Genomic DNA, 24,946 nt, shown 5'->3' with positions numbered 1-24,946 from the left:
CCGCGTTCCGAAGGTCAGCGGCGAAGGATCTGCGGATGTCCCGTTCGCGGCTAACGGCTCAGGCAACTCCCGATACTTGAATCCATCGCGCGGAGGTAATACCGTATTTCCAAGTGTCCTTACAGAGGCTGCAATGACAACGACCGTAACCGCAAAAGGTCAGGTGACCATTCCCAAGCCCGTGCGCGATCTCTTGGGGATCGCACCGGGCAGCCAAGTGGATTTTCGCCGCGCCGCCGACGGCAGCGTGGTGTTGGTTCGTGCGGACGAAAAACGGCCGGCGAGCCGCTTTGCCAAGCTGCGCGGCCATGCCGGCAAGGGGCTGAGCACCGAGGCGATCATAGCTTTGACGCGCGGCGAAGCGTGACGCTGGTCGACACCAACGTTCTGCTCGATCCCGCGCGCTTCTGTAGCGATTGTGAGTCTCGCGAGCCATTTGCAGTACCCGAGTCTCGCAGCTTGTGCCCGATCCACGAATTGACTATTTTGCATGACTACGAGTGAGCATCTGGCCTTGGTTCTGACGACAGTGAACGCGCCCTACAGCGAACAGCTCGACGGGGTGGCGCTGGCTCATTGTCTTTCGGATCTAGATCTGGCGAAGCAGTATCCTGGGCAGGTCAGTGCCTTCCTTGGAGAAGTGCCGGTCAAGCAGCAGATGGAGTTCGCCGCCGCGCACCAGATAGCGGTCGATGATCTGAAGGCTTTCGCGGCCCATTTCTCTGCCTAGTCCGGCGAGAGCTATCAACTCGCTGCCTGATGATCGAGGTCCATAGCCGTCGTCCGTCCGAATGGCGGCGGCTTTTCGCCATTGCTGCCGATCTGATCGACCAACTCCGGGAGAAGGAGGTTTTGAATTCGAATGGTCGTTTGGCGGCGGCACGGCGATGATGATCCAGATCAACCATCGCGAAAGCCACGACGTCGATATCTTCCTCGACGACCCTCAGCTACTCGGCTTCATTGACCCATCCAAGAGCCAACTGAGCTTCAGCACGGGCCCTGCCGCATATGACGGCGACGGGACGAGGTTTCAGAAATTCGCGTTCGAGGGCCTGGGCGAGATTGACTTCATCGTGGCCGGGGCCCGGCGTCCTCCGGGCATTTCCGGATCGTGTCGCTCGAACAAGGGAGCGGCTTGCAGAGCTGAATCCGGAGTTCGTCAGACGGACGATCGCACAGCTCATGATCATGCCAGACTACGAGGAGATGGCTGCTGATAGCCTTGCCATTGCAACAGCCCTGCTCGAAGAGGTGCTGTCGCCAGCGACATCATCCTGACCAACACCGGCAGCCGGCTTCGAGCGGGACCTTTTTGAGCCCAGACGCCTTGGTGAGGTTGGTCCGCAAGATGGGAGTCTTTGAGCGACCCCGAGGGGAAGGTCGTTCGCGCAGGACGAATTCACGCCGATGACCCTTTCGAGACCTTGCGGAGCCGAATTCTCTTTTTGGAAGTCGACATTAGCCGGAACCAGCATTCGCGCCGGCTTCTCCAAGCCGCCGATCAACGGCATGGAAGCGGCATGGCCCTAGCCTGCTTGGGCGTGGCGAACGTCCATACGGGGCGGTGCTGACGTTGCGACTTTGCGAAGCTGAAAGACTTCCGTCGCTTCGCCGCGCCCGCGCAACCTGTGCTTGCCCGCCGGGATCGTTTCGAACTTTTCGTCGAGCCGCGAAACAGTCTCGCCGGAAATCGCGATGGCGGTCGCGGTATCTGGTGCGAGCAACTTGCCGAGTTCCTGAAGCCGCTGGCTGATGTTCACGGTGTCGCCGACGATTGTGTAGTTCACGCGATCGGATGCGCCGATATTGCCGACGATGACGGAGCCCGTGTGGATGCCGATGCGGACGTGAAGCGGAGGCCGGCCTTCGCCAGCCGCTTCCAGATTGTCCTTGTCCAGCTCCTCGCGGATCGCCGCGGCGGCGCGGACGGCCGCGGCGGCATGGCCCTTCAGACGATCCGGCGCGCCGAAGAACGCCAGCATGCCGTCGCCCAGGAACTTGTCGACAGTACCGCCATGTGCATCGACCGCGCCGCACAGGATCGCGAAGTGGTGGTTCAGCAGCCTGGCCGCGGCTGCGGCGTCCATCTGCTCCGACAGCGTGGTGAACCCGACGATGTCGGTAAACATGACGGTGACGACCGCTTCGCGCGGTTCGGCGATGCCGATCTCTCCGGTGCGCACCAGCTTGGCCACCAGCGAGCGCGGAATATAGGTCGAGAATGCACGCAGACCGATCAGCATGGCGTTGAAGGCCGAAGCCTGGTTGTCCAACTCCAGAACCCTGCTGCGCGGCAGCGGAGTCACGCCGTCGAGATCGAAATCGGCAACGCGCATGGCCTGGCCGGCGATCGCCTGGATCGGTCGCGACAGGCGGCTGCCAAGCAGGATCGCGACGATGACCGCCACGGCCATCGCCCCAAGACCGAGCAGGGCCGATCCCAACACGCGCTCGATCTCCTTGCTGATCTGACTGGTCTCGAAATACGCGCCGAGCGTCCAGGGCTCGTTGCCATAGCCTGCGATCTTGCGGGTGATGGCGATGTAGGTGGCGTCGCCGCTCCACTCGGACGCATTGTCCACGCTGCGGTCGATCTCGGCGATTTCTATGTCGCGGGCGCGGCGCGTGTCGAAATCCCGCTCTACCTTCCGCGCGCTATAGGCGGTCAATACCGGATCGCCATACGTGGCCAGCGGCGTCAGCGGCAGGACGCCGTTCTTCAGAGCGTCGGGATCGGCCAGCCTTTGGTCGGCGAGCACGCGGTCTTCGCCGTCGAGAATGAAGGCATGCGTGCCAAATCGCGATGATAGCTCCCGCGTGATATCGGACAGTTTCTGCAATTCGACCGCCGCGATCACCCAGGCCTGCGTCACGCCATCACGTGCCAGCGGCACTGAGACATGCGCGTACAGGCCGAACTCGTTGGCTACGAATGCCCCCCATTGCCTGCCGCCGACCCGTCTGCGTTGTTCGAGGGCGGCGCGGACTTGGGGCGACTTCTCGGGCTTGGCCGGAAAATGCTCGATCGCGCCCGTTGCAACGTTGTTTTCGACGGAGCGCGCGGCGCCGCGGCAGACCAGGTCGGGGGTGCAGATCAGCATCGCCTCGACCCCCGAGGCGGTAGCCAGAGCACCGGCAACGGCTGCAGACATCGCCTCGTCGTCGATCTGGAACTCGCCCTGGGCATACAGCTGCGCGATGCCGTCGACCGCGTTCTCGGCGTCCCCCATCTCTGCGCGCAGCGAGTCCTCCATCGCATCGATCAGGAGTGTCGACTGGGCGCCGAGCAAGTCGAACGTGTTGCGAAAATTGGCGCCGACCGACAACGCGAGCACGCCCCCGACCGACAGGAATACGAGGCTGCCAAAACTCAACGCCATGATGACCGCAATAGGGATGCGACGCCGCTTCTTTTCGGGGCGGGCCAGACGCACAGGTTGTGCGGACGTGCTCATGCAGCGAGTGTCGCAATGCGCCACCGAATTGCAAGCCCCGTGACGCCTTTAAAGAGGGCGCGCCCCGAATGCACGAGCCTCCTTGCTTCCGTGCCTAGCGCATCACCCGAATGTCCACTTCGGAAGGTGTTTCTCAACTTCTGCTCATGGCGGCCCGTTCCGGTTCAAATCGATCGCAGCAATGTGAGGCTTCCACCCAACCGTTGCTCATCCATGGCAGCCGCAATGAACGGCTATTCACAAAGCGGACCTTTGGTGAGGACAGAAATTGCCGCTTGCCCCGATGCAGCCATGGAAGGAGAGTCCATGTCAGGACGCACATCAGATCAGGATGGTGCAGGGAGGCTCGGCGGACCCCGACACCTCGACTACGACTCCACGGCGGTGCAATTGCGGTGCGACTACGATCCGCGCCACGCAAGCCTCCCAAGCCGTTGGCTATTGTCATTGCATTTTGGCTGGCGGCGGATCGAGCCATAGCGCGCCAGTCCTTGCTATGTGCGCGACTTGATAATTGATGCTAATTCCAACGGAACCATAAACTGCCCCAACATACAATTTCGCTAAAATGCCCCGGAACCTATTGCTGCTCTGCGTCTTGACTCGCCGTCGGAGGGTGCATGCGTAACGCCACAGACGGGCTTTCTTTCATTGAGTTCCAGTCGCCGACGCTGGTCGAGAATGCGCCCGAGGGCGGCGAATGGCTTCATGAGATCAAGTACGACGGCTACCGCACCGAACTGATCATTGAGGGCGGCAAAGCGAGAGCCTTCACGCGCCGTGGCTACGACTGGTCGCACCGATACCGACGAATTGTTCAAGCGGCGGCGGGCTTGCCGGTGAAGGCGGCGATCATCGACGGGGAGGCTGTCGTTCTCGGCGACACTGGCCTGCCGGACTACCAAGCGTTGGAACGGGAGTTGAGCAACCCAGACTCGCCGAGGCTCATCTTCTACGCATTCGACCTGCTGCACCTCAACGGGCGCGATCTGCGGCAGCAGCCACTGGTAAGGCGCAAGGCAGCCCTAGAGAAGCTGCTGAAGAACTCAGCCCCGACACTGACCTACGCCGAACATCTGGAGTTGGGCGGCACGGACGTGTTTGAACATGCCTGCCGGATGGGGTTGGAGGGCATCGTCTCCAAGCGCACCGATGCCACCTACCGCTCAGGGGTCCAGACGAGTTGGCTCAAGGTGAAGTGCATCAAGAGCGACACTTTCCCCATCGTGGCATTTGTCGAGAAGCTGGGCGCTCACCCGCGCCGCATCGCATCCCTCTACATCGGTCGCCGCGAGGGCGACCGACTGCTCTATGCCGGGAAGGCCCGCAGCGGCTATACCTTGAGCGTTGCTCAATTGGTTCGAGAGCGGCTCGACCCGCTGATCATCAGCAAGTCGCCTCTGTCAGAGCCCATCGTGAAGCCGAAGGCGACGTGGGTCAGACCAGAGGTGCTGGCCGAGGTACAGTTCAGCGGCGTCACTGATCGCGGCGTGTTGCGCGAGGCAGTATTCAAGGGTCTGCGAGAAGACCTCGTGGCGATCCCGGCCAAGCCTCCGGCGCCATCAAAGCGACGTGGGCCAGCCCAGGAACATGGCATTCCCAGGGAGAACATCCTGCAATTGCTGCCCGACGCGGTCTCGCCCTCCAAGGAAGAGCTTGCGCGCTACTGGCAGAGGGTTGCCGATTACGCACTCGTCCATCTCGGCCACCGACCGCTGAAGCTGGTCCGCCATGCTCTCGGGGCAACCTTCTACCACAAGGGCGCGCTGCCGAAGATCCCCGCAGCAGTGCATCAGTTGCGCGTTCAAAAGCGCGAGGGTGGCGAAGGTGTGCGCGTGTGGGTGGACGACCTTGCCGGCTTGCTGGGGCTGGTCGAGATGGATGCGGTAGAGCTGCATCCCTGGAACGCTACTGTTGACGACATCGAACATGCCGACCGGGTTGTTCTGGACCTTGATCCGGGCGAGGGGGTCGAGTGGGACAAAGTGATCGAGACCGCGCTAACGCTCCGCGACATCATGGAAGCGGAAGGTCTGCAGAGCTGGCCGAAGGTGACGGGCGGCAAGGGAATTCACCTGATGGCCCCACTTGAGACGAAGATCACGCACGACAATGCCCGGCTCCTTGCCCGATCGTTCGCCAAGCGCCTCGCTGAAGCCCATCCTGATCGCTATCTGCTCTCCGCCGCGCCGGCAGCCCGAAAGGGCCGCATCTTCATCGACTACCTTCGCAATGGGCGCGGCAACACGGCGGTCGGCGCCTTCTCCCCACGAGCGCGACCCGGCTTCCCAATCGCCCGTCCCGTGACCTGGAGCCAGGTCGAGGCAGCCATCCGTCCAGATGCGTTCACCATTGACCGTCCGTTTAGGGCGGCTGCCAGAAAAGCAGCGTGAGCAATCTCGCAGCGCATTCTATTAGCAGTGGGCGAAGACGCCCAGCGATTCCGCCGAACATTCGATCATGTCAACTACTTGCCGGACGGGTCGATCTCTATCCAGGCGGGCACATGATCACTCGGCTTTTCCCAGCCTCGCAGGTCAGCGTCCACGCCCGCGTCACGTAACCTGTTCGAAAGTGATGGGCTGACGAGGAGGTGGTCCATCCGGAGGCCGGAACTCCGATCATAACCGCCTCGGTAGGAGAAGTTCCAGTACGTGTAGATGCCTTTCTCCGGATGAATGCAGCGGACGGCATCCATCCAGCCATTGTCTAGCATTTCGGCGTAGGCCTGCCTGCTCTCCGGAAAGTAGACTGCATCGCCTGTCCAACGTCTCGGCACCACGGCATCGATCGGCGTTGGCACGACGTTGTAGTCGCCGCACAGAACGCTTGTGATCCCCTCCTTAAGCAGTAGCTGGCCGTAGCTGATCAGACGGTCGAACCAGTGGAGCTTATAGTCGAATTTCGGGCCGGGCGCTGGATTGCCGTTGGGCAGGTAGATGCACCCCACGACGATCCCATCCACCTCTGCCTCGATATACCGGCTGTGAGTATCGTCAGGGTCACCCGGCAGGCCGCGTCGACGCTCCAGGGGCTCCTTTCCCCGTGCGAGTATAGCTACACCGTTGTAGGACTTTTGCCCGTGCCAGATCGCGCCATAACCGGCGTTCCTGACGGCTTCCGCGGGAAATTTCTCATCCGAAGTCTTCAATTCTTGAAGGCACACGATGTCATAGTCGGTCTGACCCAGCCACTTGATGAGCAAGGGCAGGCGACCGTTCACGCCGTTGACGTTAAAGGTTGCGATACGGGTCATCCGAAGTTCTCAACAACCCTTGGCGATTTGAGCATGGAAGGCTCAGATGTTGATGCTTGCATCATGGCGGCAAAGGGAGTGTCGGCCGAATTGAGAAACTGACCCCCTGACGAAATGAAGAACTGACCCCCCTCGGTTATGAGAGGAGGCATGGATGACGATTGGGATTTCGGCGATTCCTGCATTGTCGAGAACGATGCAGGGAGAGGAGATGCTTGAGCCTGAAGAGGTGGCAACGGTGCTGCGGCTGCATGAGCTTGGCTGGGGGCGAAGCGACTGGCGAAGGAATCCGATATGGCCGAGCCACAGCTCTCAATTCGTAGCGGCAAGGCGGGCGATCTTGCGAAGGGTTGAACCGAAGCACGGCTCGATCTTGTGGACCACATCGGCCATGGGTCTTGTCCGACCGGACCCGCAGCTTGTGCTGGACGGCGTCCTTGCCCTTGCCCGGCAGGTCGGCCGACTTCGTCGCTCGTCGTGCGAAAGACGTCCGCAATCGTGCGCGGAGCGAAGAAGCCAATGTGGGAGTACTGGACCAGTGCCATTCTCACTGCCTAATCACAAAATGCCTCATAACCTGACGAGATATAGCGTCAAAATGGCATATCTTTGAAAGAAGAAGCTGATAATGGGGAATAATAAACCGTGACCATGCGGTGTTTAGCTGGTCTATTCACCGCAGAAATTGCGGCAAATGATCTTGCATATGCCGTTTGTCGCTCGGCACTGGCCAAGTCCATAGGGCTCAAGGCGACGCCGGCGCGCGCTGGTGAGCTACCGCATCAGTCCGTGACGGATTGATCAAACGCGCGAAAAGGGCGCTGGCCTTCGAGTGGTAGCGCGAAACCTGAACAGCCTCTGCGCAGACATCTCAATGAAGGCAAGCACATCAGCCAGGCTGCTGTATTGCGGCAAGCTTCCAGTCACCGCCGTTCTGCCGCGTAAAGGTCCACAGTTCGGCCGTCTCCGTCGGCTGATCGGCCTGGCCCTCAACGATCTTGCCACTGATGCGGTCGCGGGTCACGTCGCGAGACTCATAGCGCAAAGCAGCCGTCGCGTAGTCGCGATCACCCTCCCGCCAACTTTCCGCAATATCGGCCTCCAGCAGGCTGACGTCCGACACGTCGTTCCTGACGCCCTTTTTGGCATTGTCGGCAAGTTCCTCGGACAGATAGGACACCATCTCGGGTGTCACCAACCGGCGCAATGCAGCATGGTCCTCGCGCCCGAATGCTTCCTGAACTTCCGTCAGCCGGTGCTGGAACGTGTCCAGATCGGTTTGGGTGAGAGTGATCTCATCGGAAGCATTGTCTTGGTTCGTTCCGCCATATCCTGACCCAATGCCTGGAATGGGGAACGCTGTGGTGTTGCTCGGGTCAGGCCGGGCTGCAGCGCTTCGCCCAAAGGTCCGGGTGCCTCGCGGGGCACCGGCCATAGCGGGTGCCGGGTTTTGCGCCGCCTGCGAGCGGAAAAAGCGGATCGCCAGCATGATCGCGCCGCCGAACAGCAGTACTTGGAGCAAAAGACCCAACATGCCGGCCAAGCCGCCGAACCCATGGCCCAGAAGAACGCCGATCAAACCGCCGAGAAGCAGCCCACGCATCATCGATCCGCCGAGGCCGTTGAAGAAGCCCGGGCGCTGGAATGCCTGCGGCTGACGGGCCGCATTGTTCGTGGCCGCATTGGGCGTCATCGAGCGCTCGACCGGTGCGGCCGGTTGCGGCGCAACTCTGGTCGGCGGGACCGGCTGGAAAGTGCGCATGCCGCGACTGCCGAAGCTGCCGCCACGGCGCGCATCGGCGTGATCCACAGCGACCATGGAAAATGCCAGGAACAACCCCGCAAACAAAACTGCAAACCGTCCCCAACGCGAAATCAGCATAGGCAAGTCCTCAAGTGACACTCTTTCCGCTCATATGGGGTGCGTCGATCGAAATATCAGTGAACTGTCCGGCGAGATATTTTCGGGCGGCATGGTCGGCCGCCCGCCGGTGTTCACGACGAGAATGTCTGCCCTACCCAAGCGCGATGATCGCTGTTCGTTCACGCAGGCTCCCGCACCCGGCCGACCGGCATCGGTCGCGTCAACAGCATCGGCCATGCAAGCCTCTGGTCATCGATCTCCCCGGCGATGATGCCGAGGGTCTCCCGGCGACGGCTCGATTGACATACAGCTTTCCTATGTACTATCAACATATCTGGAAAACCTGCCATACAGGTTTGCCCACTCCTGAACTGGAGATTGCGTGAGCACGGTCGTATCCGCAAAACATTCCGACGCAGCGAGTCTGGTCAGCAACACGATCGGCGAGATCACGCGCCATATCCGCGCGCATGAGCTCGGGCCCGGCGACCGGCTGCCCAGCGAGGCCGCGCTTTCGAGACAATTGAGCGTCTCGCGTACCGTGGTTCGCGAGGCCTTCAGCTCGCTCGCCGCCATGCGGCTTATCGACCTGAGGGCGGGCAGACGGGCTACCGTCGCCGAGCTGGACTATGGCGCCATGTCACTGGTGATCGAGCATGGCGTCCACACCGAGCAGATCACGGTGCAGCAAATCTACGACGTGCGCCGCACGATTGAGACCCGCACCGCCATGCTGGCGGCCTTGCGCAGAACAGCCGACGAAGTGGAAAGGATCAGGACGCACGCGCTCGCCATGCGCGAGAATTTCCAGCGGCCGGAACAGGTCATGGAGCACGATCTCGCCTTTCACCTCGAAATCGCCAAGGCTGCGAAGAATCCGGTTTTCAGCCTCATCGTCGGCGCGTTCGAGCGCGTATCGCGCCAGACCTGGCCGATCGGCTGGCGCAGCCGCCCTTCGGATGCCGAGCAGTTGGCGATGATCCAGATCCATATCGACCTCGCCGAAGCAATCGAGACCGGTGATCCCCAGTCGGCGCGTGACCTGATGGCGAGGCATTTTGACGAGAGCGTCAAGGCCCTGCTGGCGGCCGGCATCGCCTGAGGAGCCGGGGCGCAATGAAGATCACGAAACTGGAAACGCTGCGGCTCAAGGAGCGGCCGAACCTTCTCTGGGTCCTGGTTCACACGGACGAAGGCCTCGTCGGACTCGGCGAGACCTTCTTCATGGCTGAAACCGTCGAGACCTATCTGCACGAATATGTCGCGCCGTGCGTGATCGGGCGCGACCCCTTGCAGATCGACCTGCTTGCCGCCGACCTCGTCGGCTATCTCGGTTTCCGATCGACGGGCGCGGAAGTCAGGGGCAATTCCGCTTTCGACATCGCGCTTTGGGATCTGTTCGGAAAGGCGACCGGTCAGCCGATCGCACAACTCCTCGGCGGGTTCACCAGGCACGAGATCAGGACCTACAACACCTGTGCCGGAACCGAATACATCAAGAAGGCCACCGGGCAGACGACGGCCAACTACGGGCTCGATAAGCCCGGCGACGCCTATGATGATCTGAACGGCTTCCTTCACCGCGCCGACGAACTGGCGCATTCGTTATTGGAGGAAGGCATCACGGCCATGAAGATCTGGCCCTTCGACATGGCCGCCGAGAAAACGCGCGGCCAGTATATATCGCAGCCCGACTTGAATTCCGCGCTGGCGCCATTCGAGAAAATCCGCAATGCGGTCGGCGACAAGATGGACATCATGGTTGAATTCCATTCAATGTGGCAGCTGCTGCCGGCCATGCAGATCGCTCGCGAGCTTGCCCCCTACAAGACCTTCTGGCACGAAGATCCGATCAGGATGGACAGCCTGTCCAGCCTGAAACGCTATGCCGAGGCTTCGCTGGCGCCGATATCGGCTTCGGAAACGCTCGGTTCCCGGTGGGCCTTCCGCGACCTTCTCGAAACCGGAGCGGCCGGTGTCATCATGCTTGATATCAGTTGGTGCGGCGGGCTCTCGGAGGCGCGCAAGATCGCTGCCATGGCTGAAGCGTGGCATCTGCCGGTCGCGCCACACGACTGCACCGGTCCAGTGGTGCTCGGCGCATCGACCCACCTGTCGCTGAATGCGCCGAACGCGCTTGTCCAGGAGAGTGTCAGGGCCTTTTACAAGACCTGGTACCGCGACCTTGTGACCGCTTTGCCGCAGGTGAAGAACGGCATGATCACCGTGCCTCCCGGACCGGGCCTCGGCATGGAACTGAACCCGGAGATCGATCGCGCCTTCACGGCGCTTCGACGGGTGAGCGACGCATCTACTCTCTGAAAATGAACCTGAAGCAGCTTTCTACGGAGGAGGAGAACCATGAAGAAGCTACTTATCTCGGCAGCCTTGGCAGCAGTACTGGCTGGAGGCTCGGCAATCGGCTCACGCGCACAGGAGCCGATGAACATCGTCTTCACGCATCATTCGTCGGCGTCGAACCCGTTCTGGCAGGCGGTGAAGAAGGGGTTCGACGACGCCTGCGCCAAGATCCAGGCCAATTGCCAGATGGTCTTCACGCAGACCGAAGGCTCGATCGAGCAACAATCGGCCAACATGCAGGCGGCACTCGCGGCAAAACCGGACGCGCTGATCACCTCGATCGTCGACAACAATGCCTTTGACCAGATCATCGCCGACGCGCGCGCTGCCGGCGTCACGGTCATCGCGTCCAACGTCGACGACACCGAGGGTGCAGCCGGCAATGCCCGCCAGGCTTTCATCGGCCAGGGCTTCATTCCCGCCGGCTACGAACTCGGCAAGAAGATGTCCGAGTTCTTCCCCAAGGAAGGCAAGATCAGGGCGCTCGTCGGCGTCTCCGCGCCCGGTCAGAACTGGTCGGAACAGCGCGCTGCCGGCGTCATGAAGTTCCTTGAGGAATACAAGGCCGCGAATGCCGGACGCGAAGTGGTCATTGAACGGCTCGACACCGGCACAGATGGCGCCGTCGTCGCCGATCGTGTCGGCGCCTATCTGTCTGCCCACCCGGACACCACGGTGTATTTCGACACCGGCCTTTGGCATGCCTACGTGGCCCAGGTCCTGATCGATCGCGGCATCGAGCCGGGCAAGGTGCTGATGGGCGGCTTCGACATCGTCTCGGAAGTCCTGCAACAGATGGAAGCGGGTTACATCCAGGTCCAGGTCGACCAGCAGCCCTACATGCAGGGCTTCATGCCCGTGATGGAAGCCTATCTCGCCAAGAACGTCGGTCTGCTGCCGGCAGACATCGACACCGGCAAGGGCATCATCGTCAAGGAAGACGTGCCAAAGCTCAAGGAACTGGCCGCACAAGGCGTGCGGTAGGCGCGAAGCCGGCGTCCTCTCCTCGTTCTTTACGCGGAGAGGGCGAGGGCGAGGGCCAGGGCCAGGGAGCAAGGCCTCGGGCGTCGGCTCCGTCCCATCCTCCAACGGCATCTCCCTTGTCGAGGGCGGTAGAAGACAGACTGCCGCCATCCCCTTGCCGATGCGACAAGCCAGCGCAAACAATCCCAAGCCGGAGCGAATGATGAAGCGCTTGATGAAGATTTATCTGGAGAAGCCGGAGCTTGCGGCGGTCGTGTTCCTGCTCCTCCTCCTCCTCGTCTTTCAGATTCGCTCGAACGGCGTATTTCTGAACACACAGAACGTGCGCGGAATGCTTGGGCTGCTGCCTGAAATGGGGCTGGTCGCGATCGGCGTGACCCTGCTGATGATATGCGGCGAGTTTGATCTTTCCGTAGGCTCGGTATTTGCGCTGACCCCGATGACCATGGCGGTGATCCTGGCGGCAGGCGTGCCGTTCGCGCCGGCCTTTGCCGCCGGGCTCGCCATTGCCGCCCTGATTGGCTTCTTCAACGGGTTCATAACGATTCGTTTCGCGATACCAAGCTTCATCACCACGCTTGGCATGCTGTTCATCGCGCGTTCGCTGACGGTGGTAATCTCCGGTGGCTTCCCTCCTGTCATCCCGGCCAACGCTCTGCCCAAATGGCTGTTTACGATCTATGTGGGGCCGGGCGACCTCTTTCGCATGTCGTTCTTCTGGTTTCTCGCCGTGGCAATCCTGGCGACGGTGCTTCTGTCGCGCACGAATTTCGGCAACTGGGTGCGCGCCACCGGCGGCTTTCTGCCCGCCGCGCAATCGATGGGCATCCCGACGGCCCGGGTGAAGGTCGCCTGCTTCATGATCTGTTCGGTGCTCGCCGGCTTTGCCGGCACCATTCAGGTGATGCGGCTCGGCGCGCCGCTGCCCTCGATCGGCGAGGGGCTGGAGTTGCAAGCTGTGTCGGCTGCCGTCATCGGTGGCGCCTCGCTGGCTGGCGGCATCGGCACCATCTTCGGCGGCATCATCGGGGCTGCCCTGATCCGCGTCATCGACAACGGACTGGTGCTGAGCCAGGTTGACGCCAACTGGTTCAAGATGGCAATCGGCTTCCTGACTATCTTCGCGGTCGTCGTGAACGCCTGGCTTCGAAAGCGGGGCAGGGCAATGAAGGTGGAGACCTGATCATGGCGGCACCCATCATCGCGATCAAGGGACTCCAGAAATGGTATTCCGGCGTCCACGCCTTGAAGAACGTCACTCTGGACATCTACCCAGACGAGGCGCTGGGCCTCGTCGGCGACAACGGCGCCGGCAAATCGACGCTGATCAACATCCTGTCAGGCACCCAAAAGCCCGATGGCGGCGAGATCAGGATCGAAGGTGAACCGGTCCGCTTCTCGAACCCGCGCGACGCCATGGATCGCGGCATCGAGACGATCTACCAGTACAATTCGATGGTCCCGACCATGACCATCGCCCGCAACGTTTTCATCGGACGCGAGCCGGTGAAGGGCTCGGTTTTCGGCATCGGCATCCTGGACCAGAAGCGCATGCGTGACGAAAGCGTCAAGGCGATCGCCGACGTCGATCTGCATCTGAGGTCGCCCGACGCGCTGGTCGGCGAACTGTCGGGCGGCCAGCGCCAAGGTGTGGCGATCGCCCGGGCCATGCACTTCAAGTCGAAAGTCATGATCCTCGACGAGCCGACCAATCATCTCTCGGTGAAGGAGACGCGAAAGGTGATCGGCTTCGTTCGCGCCCTCAAGGCCCAGAACATCACCAGCGTCTTCATCAGCCACAACATGCATCATGTTTTCGAATGCTGTGACCGGGTCGTGGCCATGGCGCGCGGCGAGATCGTTCTCGACAAGCGGATCGGCGAGACTTCGATCGAGGAAATCCACGAGGTTCTGTGACGCGAAGAAGCGATCACTCGCGAGCCGCTCTGCTGGTAGAGGTCAGTCTGCGCTACAGCTTTTCCGCAAGGATCGCCTCAGCGGTTTTCTCGTCGGTGATCAGCACATCGACGACTCCCAGACGCAACACGGCGCGCAGCACCGGAACCTTGTCGAGGCCGCCGGAGGGCAGGATCACAGTGTCGATGTCGCGCAGATGTTCGGGGGCGAGGCCGATGACACGGCTGTTTAGCGGGTGATCGACGAGTTGTCCGTCGGCGCCGATCCAGTGGCCGCAAATATCGCCGACGGCTCCGGCTTCGCGGAGCGATCTGAGATCATCGTCTCCGACCAGTCCGATCCGAAAGATGGTGGCGTCCTTGTGCACCGCGCCCACCGAAACGAAAGCGGCGTCAACGTCGCGGGCATGGGTGAAGGCGTCTTCCAGAATGGACTGGCGCATAAGCAGATCGCGCGTGGCCTCCGTATCCGTGAATACCGGTGCTGCGATGTAGAAGCATTCCGCATCGAAAAGCGCCGCGAGCCGCGAGGCGATTTCATAGATGTTGATCGCCGATCCACGCGTGAGCCCGCCGAGCAGGGAAACGACCGACATCCCTCTGACGGGGCGTACGGTCACTGACCGCAGACTAAGCTGGAGCGTCCGTCCCCATCCCACGCCCACCGATATCCCGTCACGGATTCTGTGCGACAGGGCTTCACCGGCAGCGGCTGCGATGACCTGTGGCACTAGGGTAGGATCGGGCGGTGTCGGAACCACGATCGGGTCGGAAACGCCGTAGGCGTCCCGCAGCCGGTTCTCCAGCTCGATGCAGTTCGCCACCTTGGAATTGATGCGAATCTGAACGATCCCCCGCTGACGGGCATGCGCCAGCATCCGGTTGACGCGAAGGCGTGTCAGGCCAAGAGACTTGGCGATTTGCGCCTGGGTGAGGTCACCGACATATGCAAGCCAGGCGGCGCGCACGAGCAGCCCTTCCTCGCGATCGGACGTGACGGAACTCGTTACGGCTTGGCGGCCGTCGCGTTTCTTTCGTGCTGGTTTCTCCATCAGATCATCCTGTCCACTCCGCGGCAGCGGGTCCAGAGCGGGCTCGGCGGAGCCATGGCTCATCGATATGAGGCATCAATCGAGTTTCCCGGCTCCGCTAGCCTCGATGATAGCGGTCGAAGGACAAAACCAGCGGAGCATCATGGCAAATTGCGTCGATGATGGCGCTCGTCAGCGGCAAGCGATCGTGGGGAAGTACACCCCGGGCCATCATATTCTTCAAAGTCCGACCAAGGTCCAGCGCCAGTTGCGCGCCCTCGACCGTGTCCGAACTCATATGTTCGCGCTTCGCCACGGAATAGGGCAGGCCGCGGCCGAGCAGGCGCCCCATGCGACCGTTACGGCCCGCCTGGCAGGTCACATAAAGATCGCCGGAGCCGGCCAGCCCCAGCACTGTTTCGACCTTTCCACCCAGAGCTTCGACCAGAATCGCCATCTCGGCGAGGGACTGCGAGAATAGCGACGAGGCAAGATTGTGCATCAGTGCGCCATTGGGCGCCTTGCCGTCGCGCTCGAGCAGCCCGACGGGAGCTCCAACGGCGAGTGTGTAGAAATTCTTGAAAGCGGCGCAGATCTCGACGCCGACGAGATCGGATGACGATCGCGCATGATAGAAAGGCGCGCGCAGAATGCGGGACGCCGCGGCCACCTGGTCGGGATCGTGCCCGGCCACGATCACAGAGGTGTCGCGCTGCGCCGCCAGTTCGCCGGCAATGCACGGTCCGCCGACGGCCATCACCGGGACACGCAAGCCAGTGCGTTGCTCGATCTCGCGGGCAAGCAGATGTGGCAGGATTTCCACGCCTTCGTCGCTTGCTGCAAGTCCTTTCGTAATCATCAGTATCGGCACGGGCGACTTGATGCTTTCTGCAATGCGGTCGATCGCCCAAGGAATGCCGGCCGACGAGACGCCGAGTACAAGCAGATCGGGTCCATCGTTCATCGCCGCCCCGAATTCGGTCCAGGAACAGGCGGTTACCATATCAGGCAGAGTGATGTTGAGGCGTGGGTGATGACTTGTGCTGGCCACCGAGCCGACGATCTCCTCATCCAGATGGGTCCCGACAAGAGTGATGCGGTTACCAGCGTGAGCGGCCGGAAGCGTCATGGCAGAGCCCATGACGCCGGCGCCGAGGATGATGATCCGCGCCATTCAGCTTCTTCCCTTGTCCAGCCGCTCGCCGCTGCCCTGGTCGAACAGGTGGATTCGCTCAGGCGCCGGCTCCAGCTGGATCACAGCTCCTGGAGAGAGCTCCATGCGGTCATGCAGCACCGAGCAGATCGCGGTGTTGCCCATGCTGGCAAAGATGTGGATTTCGGGGCCAGTCGGCTCGACAACCGTAATCCTCGCCGGAATGCCGCGCCCGTCGGCCACTGGTCGAAGATGTTCGGGGCGAATGCCGTAGATCACCTTTTGGCCGGGCCGGACCGCAGCCCCTGGCGGGAGCGGGAGGGATAGCTCGTCGGTCCGCACCACCCAGGCGTCGCGCTCGGAAGCCACCTCGCCATGGAACATGTTCATTGCGGGCGAGCCGATGAAAGAGGCGACGAAGAGGTTTGCCGGGCGATCGTAGACATCGAGCGGGCGCCCGATCTGCTCGATATGGCCGTCGCGCATAATGACGATGACATCGGCCATGGTCATGGCCTCGATCTGGTCATGCGTGACATAGACGGTGGTGGTCTTCAGCCGCTGGTGGAGCTCCTTGATTTCGGTGCGCATCTGCACGCGCAGCTTGGCATCGAGATTGGACAGCGGCTCGTCGAACAGGAACACAGTTGGGTCCCGCACGATGGCGCGACCCATGGCGACGCGTTGCCGCTGGCCGCCCGAAAGCTGGCGGGGATACCGTTCCAGATAGGGTGTCAGATTGAGGATCGATGCCGCCCACCCGACCTTCTGTTTGATTTCTTCGGTTGGGCGCTTCTTCAACTGCATGGAAAAGGCCATGTTGTCGAAGACGGTCATGTGCGCGTAAAGCGCGTAATTCTGGAAGACCATCGCGATATTGCGGTCTTTGGGATGGAGCATGTTGACGACCCTGTCGCCTATGGCGATCTCACCGGACGTGATGGGCTCGAGACCGGCTATCATGCGCAACAGAGTGGACTTGCCGCAGCCGGACGGCCCCAGCAGAACGACGAACTGGCCATCCTCGATCGTGAGATCGAGTCCATCGATAATCGAGAGGGCGCCATAGTCCTTCTTTATGTTGCTGATGGTGACAGACGCCATAAATTGCTACCCTTCGATTGCCCTTGCCGGTTGGATCGCATTTTCGCCATGCGAGCGATTGGCGATCGGATGCGCTCTCACCATTCGCTCTCCAGAAACTCTTCCAAGAGTCCTGCATCGGTTGCCAGATTGACAAAGGACCATCGACCGCGGATTTCCCGCGAATAGCGAATGGCATCGTGCCAAAGCGCGCGCGGCAGGCCTAGTTCCGCGCCGGTGACCGGCCCCCCGGCAGCCTTGAGTGCTGCCTCCATGCGGGCGACCGGCATTGCCATGGGCCGAACCTCCTGGCGCAGCGCCGGCCAGATTTCCGCAAGCCTGCGGTTGAAGGTTTCCGTCTGGCTGGCGTCGAGTGCCGTCTTCCTCATCTCGGCAATGCAAAGTGGTCCAAGCTGCGCGCCATAGCGGGCCAGCATCGCCGCCTCGTCGATGGCGGTCGGCTTCACCTGCGGCGGCTCTTTCATGTCCAGCAGCCGCGCTTGCAGCCGCGCCATGACCAGCGAGGCAACCCCGACCTGCTGGCCGTGCGTGGTGCCGGGATGACGCTCTCCCGCGAACATGTCGATCCAATGGGAAATCTGGTGCTCTCCCATGGACCCGGGATGGGAAACGCCGGCAAAGCACACGCCCATCGAGCACAGCGTCAGGACGCGCTGGAGATGCCCGACAGCGGTGACGTCATGCCTGGCAAGGCCAGGTGCATGGGCCAGCATCGGCTCCTCATCGCCCGCCTGCAGCAGGTAGGGCACCTCAGAATAGTAAGTATCGAACAGCCGATGCGAAGCCCACCAGTCGATCTGGGCCGTGGAGCGGCAAAGGCTGTCGCCAAGCCCGGCGGCGCTGAGCCAGGCGGGCGCTGCAGCCGACACGCCAAGGTCCAGGAAGATGCCCCGCGGAGCATGCGAGGGCAGCGAGATCTTGAGCCCGGAGGCCAAGGTCACCGACGCTGTCGAGGCGCCGTAGCCATTCATCGAGGCTGCCGTGCCGAAGACGGCATAGGGCCGCTCGTCGAGAAAGGTTGCATGCTTGCAGCCGTCGTTGAGGACGCCCGACCCGACGGCCACGACCCCGTCGGCGTGACGCGTCTTCTCCCTGACCATCTGGATCATTGCCTCATCGCAGTCGAGGCCGTCAGGTAGCACGATTTCATCGATGTCGGCGATGGTACGCAGCGCCTTCGCGACGCGCCTGCCCATCACATCGACGGTGTTGATATTCGACACAACTGCGATGCGGCTGCCTAGCGCCAGGGGCGCAACGAGATCCGCCTCGCGGCCCTCCGTCGTCGCCAGCAGTTCGATCGTCTGGAACGGCAGGACCGCGGCCGCGCCGGTCTTGGGATCTGTCCAGCGTCCCGCGACAACGTCCTCGATCAACGCGTTCCAGTTGGTCGTTTCAGCCATGATCGGCCTCCATGAAGGCAGCGAGGCGCTGGTTCCAGGCTGAAAGCGTTGGCCAAAGATCGGCATGGATCGCAAGAAGTTCGGCGTAGAGCGCGGCCCGTTTCGTGTCCGGTTCGAAGGTTTTGGCCGGCTCGCTGGCCATTGCGAGCGACGCTTCGGCGATGGTGGAAAACCAGCCCACACCCTTTGCCGCCGCCATCGCCGCGCCAAGCGAGGAGGCTTCGACGGTCGTCGAACGCTTTATGGGACGATCGAGTGCATCCGCCAGAATTTGCATCCACAGGTCGGACTTCGCTCCTCCGCCGATCGCTATGAACTGGTCGATGGTCTGGGCGGCAGCCGCAGCCGCCCGCTGACTTGTCGCGGCCTGATGCAGCGCTATGCCTTCCAGTACGGCGCGATAGATGTCACCGCGGCGGCTGGAGCCGGAGAGCCCGGCAATAACACCACGGGCAGCACTATCCCAGTGCGGATCCATGACGCCCTGCCAGTAGGGCAGGAGCATTATGCCGCCTGCGCCGATCGGGCTGGCAGCGGCTTCGGCCTCGAGCGTCTCCAGGGCATCATTTGCGCCATGCAGATCGACGCCAAGCATTTCGCGCGCCATCCAGTCGACAAGAAAAGTGCCGGCGCGAAGGCACGTCTCGTAGATATAGCCATCATCGGCGACCGCCGTTTCGGTGCGGAAGGCCTGGTCGTGGACGTAGTCCGTGCCGAAGCTGCCGGAGACGACCGCCGTGCCGAGGTTGATGTAAGCGCATCGCGGCTGCAACACACCAGCGCCCGTGCCGGCGCATTGACCATCGCCGCCGCCGGCGACGATCGGCGTGCCCTCGCGCAGGCCCGTCGAAATGGCCGCTTCCGAAGTCAGTTGACCCAGAACGGTGCCGGGCCGCGCCAGATCCGGCATCATGCGCCGGGCGACGCCCGCTGCCTCCAGTATATCGTTCGACCAGTCCATACCTCGCATATCGAGTATGCCCGTCGGGTCCGCGGATGCGGTGGACGTCACCCACCGGCCGCTCAAGCGAAAGACCAGATAGCCGTGGACTTCGGCCATCCGCTCCACCCGGGCAAAAATCTCGGGCTCTTGCTCGCGGAACCAGATCATGCGGTAAAGGCAAGGAATAACGTCCAGTGGCTTGCCGGATATTGCGTGGACGCGTGCCGCGCCGAAACTCTCGCCGAAGCGCCGTGCTTTCCCACGGGCGCGCTCATCGAGCCAGAGCGTTGCGGGCCCGACCGCCTGGCCCTGCTCGTCGAATAGGCCGAAGCTCTCGCGTTGGTTGGCAATCGCAAGGGCGGCAATTCGTGCTGGCGAAACCGTTGCCGCGACACCACGAAGCGCCGTGACCGTCGAGGCCCACCATTCGGCCGGATCCTGCTCGAAATAGCCCGAACGCGGGTTGGACATTGCAAGGGGTGCACGACCTTCGGCCGCGGCCAGACCATTGCGGTCCCAGGCGATCGCCTTGGTTGCCGAGGTCGAGGAATCAATGCCGATGACGAGATCAGGAACCATTGCCGCCACGTTGCCAAACGGCGAGGGCGGCCGAAGCCGCCTTCGCCCAAATCACCGACTAGCCGCTAAAGACCGGCGTCCTTGACTTTGCCGTCGACAATCCCGGCAATGGCATCCAGGCACGCCTTGGCATCGCCGCCATAATCTTGGCCCGTAAGCAATTTGCCGAGTTCAACCGGAATGTCGTTGTTCGACAAATCCGCCCAGATCGGCATGTCCGGCTCCGATCCCATCTGGTTGTCGATCGTGTATTTGATCGCGTCGAAATGGCGTGTCGTTCCGGGGCCGACAACGGCCTTTGCCTTGACCCGAGGATCTGTAAAAGAGGAATTGCGCATCGGCGACGCGCCGCCGCCGAGCGTCGATACCCGCGCCATCACATCCTTCGAGCAGACCCACTGCATGAACAGCCATGCCGCTTCCTTGTTCTTGGAATATTGCGACAGCGAAATCGTCGAGCCGCCCTGGTGACCGACGGCCGGGATCTCGTTGAAGCCGCAATCGGCGGCGGCGCGACGGCCAGGAACTTCCTTGGGCGCGGGCAGGGCCTCGAACAGGCCTTTGACCTTGGAATCGTTGGCGTCGAAGCCGGGGAAATCCTCGCCCCAGGTGATTGCCATGGCGGCTTGTCCCTGTGTCAGCGCCTGTCCCTGACCGTCCCACGTCCAAGTCGTCGCCGACGGCGGCGAGTTCTTGACCAGCTCCTGATAGAATTTGAGCCCGGCCTCGCCGCGCTCGTCATTGCCGACAAACTTCTTGTCCTTGTTGAAGATAGAACCGCCATGGCCCCACAATGCGAAGGTCCAGTCGCATTCCAGCGAATAGTGGCCGGACTTCGCCTGGCACGCGGTGCCGAAGATGCCGTTGCTTTTTTCTGCCTCTGTGAGCGCCTGCACGGCCTTGAGGTAGGCGTCGAGGTCTGTCGGCAGGGCAATGTTGTGTTTGTCGAAAAGATCCTTGCGGTACATCAGGATGAAGATCGGAATATCGAATGGAATTCCGCACTGTTTGCCATTGTACATGGCGATGCCGTCGACCAGCGGCTTGGAGAAATCGTCCCAGTCGAAGTTGGGCATCGCCAGTTCTTTGTTCTGGTCATAATACTCGCGCGGATCGACGACATCCTGGGCAAACGTCGCCATCCAGGACTGGTCGAGATAGTAGACGTCGTAGGTGCCAAGCTGGCCCTGTACGTCTTGCGTCGCCTTGGCGAGAACCTGCTCCAGCGGCACGATCTCGACTTCCACCTCAATTCCGGTTGCCTTGGTGAATTCACCCGCGACAAGCTGGTTGGCAACAATCGTTGGCGGCGTCGCTTCCGAAGTGTAGCGGATTTTGGTGCCGGCATATGGTTTGCCGACGTCGGCCAGCCACTTCAGCATGTCGGCGTCCTGGGCGCGGGCTTCTTCAACGCCGAGGCCCAGCATCCCCCGATTGGTGCGGCCACCACCTAGCATGGCCGATCCGAAGGCGGAAAAGCCGATACCAGCGAGCGCCATCTTCCTCATGAAGTCGCGTTTGGTTATCCGGCGCGCCGTAAAGTCATTGCAGGTATCGGCGACGAATGTCTTCTTGTCGTGTTCACTGAAGCTCATGATCGTTCCTCCATTGAGTTTTTGTCGTCGTTCTTCTCGTCTGCGCCTCACTCCTTCAGCGATCCGAGGGTGAGGCCGCGGACCAGATGCCGTTGAACCAGCAGGATAAAGATGAAGCTGGGTATGATCGCGGACGTGCCGAGCGCTGTGATGTAGCCCCACTCGGTCGCGGTCGAGGTGACAAAGGTCGAGATCTTCACGGGCACAGTGCGGATCGACGTTGTCAGGAACAGTGAGAGCAGGAACTCGGTCCACGAAAAGATGAAACACAGCACGGCCGTCGCAGCGATGCCGCCCTTGACCATGGGAAGGACCACGCGTCGGAACGTCTGCCAGCGCGTCGCGCCGTCAATCAGCGCCGCCTCATCAACCTCGCGCGGAACATCGTCGAAGAACGACTTCAAAAGCAGAACCGCCAGCGGCAGGTTGATCAAACTGTGAACGAGGACGAGGCCCGTATAGGTATCGCGCAAGCCGAGATCTCGGAACATGAAAACGATCGGAATGACGATCGCGATTGGCGGCATGAAGCGCTGCGAGAGAATCCAGAACAGGAAGGACTGCTGGCCGCTGAACTGCATTCGCGACAGGCAATAGGCGGCCAGCGTGGCCAGCAGCAGCGTCAGCGCCGTCGATCCGACGGCTATGATGGCGCTGTCGAGCAACGACCGGCGGGAATCGTAGGAGCTGGCGCCACCCTTGATCACCCCGGCCGCCTCGCCGCCCTGTTCCATGCCGATGTCGACGCGTGAGACGCCAAGCAACGTCACGCGGTAATTGTCCGGCGTCGGTGTGAAACCGACGTAGACCGGTCCGCTGCGGTCGAAGATCGCCGAATAAGGTTTGATAGACGACAGCGCCCACCACGCGATCGGGAACATGAAGATCGCCACCACTAGCACGGCGAGCACGTCACGGGCGATCGTTTGGGCGCGCGACGACTCCATCAGAACCTCACCTTGAACAGCCTGACGAAGAGGTTCGACACGACGATCAAGACGACAAGCACGATCAGCGACAGGGTCGCGGCATAGGGGAAGTCTCCGGTGAAGTAGATACGGCCAGCGTAGAACGAAAGCGTCTCGGTGGCCGTGCCAGGCCCGCCTGCGGTGATGATGTAGACGTAGTCGTAGATGCGAAAGAGATCGACGCCGCGGATCAGCACCGCGACCGCTATCACCTTGCGCAACATGGGCAATGTGAGGCGCAAGAACGTCTGGATGCCGTTGGCGCCGTCGATCGCGGCTGCCTCGAAAGGTTCCTTCGGCAGCGCCCTGAGCCCTGCCAGGATGATGAGCACCATGAACGGCGTCCATTGCCATATGTCTGCCAGCAGGATCGCCGCCAATGCGGTGCCGGGCTGCGTCAGGATCGGCTGTGCCGGCGAGATCAGGTCGAGGGCATAGAGGTAGAACGACAGGACACCGAAAGAACCGTCCTGCATCAGCAGGAACATCATTCCGGTCACCGCCGGCGGCACCACCAGCGGCAGTGTCATCAGCGCCCGCAGCATGCCGTAACCTTTGCGATCGGTGTCAAGCAGAAGCGCGATGAGGATGCCGAGCGCAAGCTGAACCGCAAGCGCGACGAAGGTATAGATCAGCGTGGTTTCCAGCGAATGCCACATACGCGCATCCGAGAAGGCGCGCGTCCATTGGTGGAGCCCGGCGAAGTCGAGCTGCCGGGAGACGACATTGCGTTTGTGAAACGACAGCCAAACCGAATAGGCGAGGGGATAGATGCCGAAAACGAGAAGCATCACCGTGATCGGCGCGAGCCAAGGGAAAGGATGCTCGGCCGTCATGAACCGGGGCAGGGCCCATCTGGGCGTTTCGCGGGTCACGGTCACCGCGCTCACGCGCAAATCTCCGCTCGGTCACAGAGACGCATCGGCCTTCTCCCTATCGGCCAGATTGTGCCAACTTGAACTTTTGTAAGTTTGTTGTGCCTTTTGTTAAGAACGTGTCGGACGGCCGCCGAATTGTCAAGTCGGTTCCGTCAGCGCTCAAGGGATTTGCTCGTGGTCCCAGAGGATGCCGTGATCGCCGGGTATGGAGTTGTTTTTGGAGGAAACGCCGCCGGCAAATGCCGTGCACCAGCCTCAAACGCGCTCAGGGCCGCCGCCAATTTTGGCAGCCCGGAAGGCTACGAAAGCATTGAGGAGATCGGGAGGACAACCCGGGCGCTTTTGGAACTCCCCTTAATCCGGCAACAGGATCTGAAGCTTTACGTCCGCGGGCCGGGCTTCGACTGCGCGGTCAAAGGCGGTGATGGAATCTTCGAAGGGGAAGGTCCCCGAAATAAGTGGCTTTAGGTCGACCCGGCCCGACCCCATGAGCGCGATTGCCCGCTCATATTGGTGGGCATATCGGAACACAGTCTCGATGCGGACTTCCTTGGTCGAGGCGGTGGCGACATCGAATGCGATCGGCGCCACCGGCAGGCCGACCACCACTACCGCGCCACCGGGCCGCGGCAGGTCGAGCAGGGTCTCCCATGCCTTGGACGAGCCCGAGCATTCAAACACCACGTCGGCGCCCCAGCCATCGGTCAGGCGCTTTACTTCCGCCGCCAGGTTCTTGTCGCGGACGTTGATCGGGATCACGCCTTGATAGCCGCCGGCGATGTCGAGCTTGGGTTGGGCGAGATCTGCAACAACGGCGCGGGCGCAGCCGCCGGCGAGCGCTGCGATCGCCACCATCGTGCCGATCGGCCCTGCGCCAATCACCACCGCCGTGTCGCCCGGCGCGATCTTTGCTTTGGCAGCCGCCTGCATGCCGACAGCGAAGGGCTCCACCATGGCGCCTTCGGCGAAGCTGACATTGTCGGGCAGTTTGAAAGTGTAGTTGGCGGGGTGGACGACATAGGGCGTCAGCACGCCATGGATCGGCGGCGTTGCCCAGAACCTGACCGCTGGATCGATGTTGTAGAGGCCGAGCCGGCTCGCCCGCGAATTGGGATCGGGGATACCCGGCTCCATGCAGACGCGGTCGCCGACCTTCAGATGCTCGACGCCTTCCCCCGTTTCGACGACGGTGCCGGCGGCTTCATGACCCAAGACCATCGGCGCTTCGACCACGAACGGGCCGATGCGGCCATGCGTATAGTAGTGCACGTCGGAGCCGCAGATGCCCACCGTATGGATCTTGATGCGAACTTCGCCCGGGCCGACGGTCTGTGGCAGATCGATGTCACGCAGCTTGAGTTCGTGTTGGCGTTCAAGGACAAGGGCGCGCACGTTCGTCATCGACGTAGTCTCCTCTAAAGCTTATTGTAGGGGCCTTCGTGACCTTACTTGC

General features: G+C 61.8%; 21 protein-coding genes and 1 pseudogene. 10 read left to right on the top strand and 12 right to left on the bottom strand.

The genetic code is table 11. The features are described 5' to 3' along the window. Positions 1-133: 133 nt before the first annotated feature. From NKI97_RS07245 to NKI97_RS07235, 3 genes are all read left to right on the top strand, one after another. Positions 134-367, top strand: coding sequence for an AbrB/MazE/SpoVT family DNA-binding domain-containing protein (locus tag NKI97_RS07245; protein WP_352450616.1), 234 nt, complete (start codon positions 134-136; stop codon positions 365-367). Positions 368-490: 123 nt separating this feature from the next. Further along, complete coding sequence (locus tag NKI97_RS07240) at positions 491-730, top strand: hypothetical protein (protein WP_352833291.1); 240 nt, start codon at positions 491-493, stop codon at positions 728-730. Between the two features lie 61 nt (positions 731-791). After that, positions 792-1,220, top strand: coding sequence for a nucleotidyl transferase AbiEii/AbiGii toxin family protein (locus NKI97_RS07235; RefSeq protein ID WP_502907078.1), 429 nt, complete (start codon positions 792-794; stop codon positions 1,218-1,220). A gap of 309 nt (positions 1,221-1,529) precedes the next feature. Here NKI97_RS07235 and NKI97_RS07230 read toward each other — a convergent pair whose 3' ends face one another. Further along, positions 1,530-3,458: an adenylate/guanylate cyclase domain-containing protein gene (locus NKI97_RS07230; protein ID WP_352833285.1), complete on the bottom strand. Its 1,929-nt coding sequence runs from the start codon at positions 3,456-3,458 to the stop codon at positions 1,530-1,532. 620 nt (positions 3,459-4,078) lie between these two features. Here NKI97_RS07230 and ligD point away from each other — a divergent pair. After that, entirely contained in the window at positions 4,079-5,851 is a 1,773-nt protein-coding gene (gene ligD, locus NKI97_RS07225; RefSeq protein WP_352682392.1) for a DNA ligase D, read from the top strand. Positions 5,852-5,925: 74 nt separating this feature from the next. On the opposite strand, the gene xth is transcribed toward ligD, so the two are convergent. Further along, entirely contained in the window at positions 5,926-6,714 is a 789-nt protein-coding gene (gene xth, locus NKI97_RS07220; RefSeq protein ID WP_352744601.1) for an exodeoxyribonuclease III, read from the bottom strand. Positions 6,715-6,868: 154 nt separating this feature from the next. Between xth and NKI97_RS35455 the strand changes: the two are divergent. Next, positions 6,869-7,002: pseudogene (locus tag NKI97_RS35455) on the top strand (IS21 family transposase); the annotation flags it as partial. 601 nt (positions 7,003-7,603) lie between these two features. On the opposite strand, the gene NKI97_RS07215 reads toward NKI97_RS35455, so the two are convergent. Continuing rightward, a complete protein-coding gene (locus tag NKI97_RS07215) occupies positions 7,604-8,593 on the bottom strand; it encodes a Tim44 domain-containing protein (RefSeq protein WP_352833446.1) in 990 nt (329 codons plus the stop codon). A 367-nt stretch (positions 8,594-8,960) separates the two neighbouring features. On the opposite strand from NKI97_RS07215, the gene NKI97_RS07210 reads away from it, so the two are divergent. The 5 genes from NKI97_RS07210 to NKI97_RS07190 all read left to right on the top strand — a co-directional run bounded on the left by NKI97_RS07210 (position 8,961) and on the right by NKI97_RS07190 (position 13,840). Beyond that, positions 8,961-9,680, top strand: a complete 720-nt coding sequence (locus tag NKI97_RS07210; protein ID WP_352833282.1) for a FadR/GntR family transcriptional regulator — start codon at positions 8,961-8,963, stop codon at positions 9,678-9,680. A gap of 14 nt (positions 9,681-9,694) precedes the next feature. Further along, positions 9,695-10,900: a mandelate racemase/muconate lactonizing enzyme family protein gene (locus NKI97_RS07205; RefSeq protein ID WP_352746547.1), complete on the top strand. Its 1,206-nt coding sequence runs from the start codon at positions 9,695-9,697 to the stop codon at positions 10,898-10,900. A 39-nt stretch (positions 10,901-10,939) separates the two neighbouring features. Then, entirely contained in the window at positions 10,940-11,923 is a 984-nt protein-coding gene (locus NKI97_RS07200) for a sugar ABC transporter substrate-binding protein (protein ID WP_502895713.1), read from the top strand. Between the two features lie 202 nt (positions 11,924-12,125). Continuing rightward, on the top strand, positions 12,126-13,106 hold the full coding sequence (locus NKI97_RS07195; RefSeq protein ID WP_352833443.1) for an ABC transporter permease: 981 nt from the start codon (positions 12,126-12,128) through the stop codon (positions 13,104-13,106). 2 nt (positions 13,107-13,108) lie between these two features. Then, complete coding sequence (locus NKI97_RS07190) at positions 13,109-13,840, top strand: ATP-binding cassette domain-containing protein (protein ID WP_254819755.1); 732 nt, start codon at positions 13,109-13,111, stop codon at positions 13,838-13,840. A gap of 52 nt (positions 13,841-13,892) precedes the next feature. Here the strand turns inward: NKI97_RS07190 and NKI97_RS07185 are convergent, their stop codons facing one another. The 9 genes from NKI97_RS07185 to NKI97_RS07145 all read right to left on the bottom strand — a co-directional run bounded on the left by NKI97_RS07185 (position 13,893) and on the right by NKI97_RS07145 (position 24,894). Then, positions 13,893-14,954 (bottom strand): sugar-binding transcriptional regulator, encoded by a 1,062-nt coding sequence (locus NKI97_RS07185; protein ID WP_352833279.1) that lies wholly within the window; start codon positions 14,952-14,954, stop codon positions 13,893-13,895. A 34-nt stretch (positions 14,955-14,988) separates the two neighbouring features. After that, the gene (locus NKI97_RS07180; RefSeq protein WP_352833276.1) at positions 14,989-16,044 is read right to left on the bottom strand and encodes a hypothetical protein; all 1,056 of its coding nucleotides are present in this window, start codon (positions 16,042-16,044) and stop codon (positions 14,989-14,991) included. Beyond that, positions 16,045-17,127, bottom strand: a complete 1,083-nt coding sequence (locus NKI97_RS07175) for an ABC transporter ATP-binding protein (RefSeq protein ID WP_352833273.1) — start codon at positions 17,125-17,127, stop codon at positions 16,045-16,047. It lies immediately after the preceding gene. A gap of 77 nt (positions 17,128-17,204) precedes the next feature. Continuing rightward, positions 17,205-18,530: an iron-containing alcohol dehydrogenase gene (locus NKI97_RS07170; protein ID WP_352833271.1), complete on the bottom strand. Its 1,326-nt coding sequence runs from the start codon at positions 18,528-18,530 to the stop codon at positions 17,205-17,207. After that, a complete protein-coding gene (locus NKI97_RS07165; RefSeq protein WP_352833268.1) occupies positions 18,523-20,052 on the bottom strand; it encodes a xylulokinase in 1,530 nt (509 codons plus the stop codon). The genes NKI97_RS07170 and NKI97_RS07165 overlap by 8 nt, the downstream gene beginning before the upstream one ends. A gap of 65 nt (positions 20,053-20,117) precedes the next feature. After that, entirely contained in the window at positions 20,118-21,647 is a 1,530-nt protein-coding gene (locus NKI97_RS07160; protein ID WP_352833265.1) for an ABC transporter substrate-binding protein, read from the bottom strand. A gap of 47 nt (positions 21,648-21,694) precedes the next feature. Then, on the bottom strand, positions 21,695-22,594 hold the full coding sequence (locus NKI97_RS07155) for a carbohydrate ABC transporter permease (RefSeq protein WP_352823088.1): 900 nt from the start codon (positions 22,592-22,594) through the stop codon (positions 21,695-21,697). Continuing rightward, the gene (locus NKI97_RS07150; protein ID WP_352833262.1) at positions 22,594-23,505 is read right to left on the bottom strand and encodes a carbohydrate ABC transporter permease; all 912 of its coding nucleotides are present in this window, start codon (positions 23,503-23,505) and stop codon (positions 22,594-22,596) included. Before NKI97_RS07150 ends, NKI97_RS07155 begins: the two co-directional genes overlap by 1 nt. A gap of 342 nt (positions 23,506-23,847) precedes the next feature. Then, the gene (locus tag NKI97_RS07145; RefSeq protein WP_352833259.1) at positions 23,848-24,894 is read right to left on the bottom strand and encodes an NAD(P)-dependent alcohol dehydrogenase; all 1,047 of its coding nucleotides are present in this window, start codon (positions 24,892-24,894) and stop codon (positions 23,848-23,850) included. Positions 24,895-24,946 lie beyond the last annotated feature (52 nt).

This window comes from Mesorhizobium sp. M0296, assembly GCF_040321675.1.
In the GTDB taxonomy this organism is placed as follows: Bacteria; Pseudomonadota; Alphaproteobacteria; order Rhizobiales; family Rhizobiaceae; genus Mesorhizobium.
This window is presented reverse-complemented; position numbering and strand designations above follow the sequence as displayed.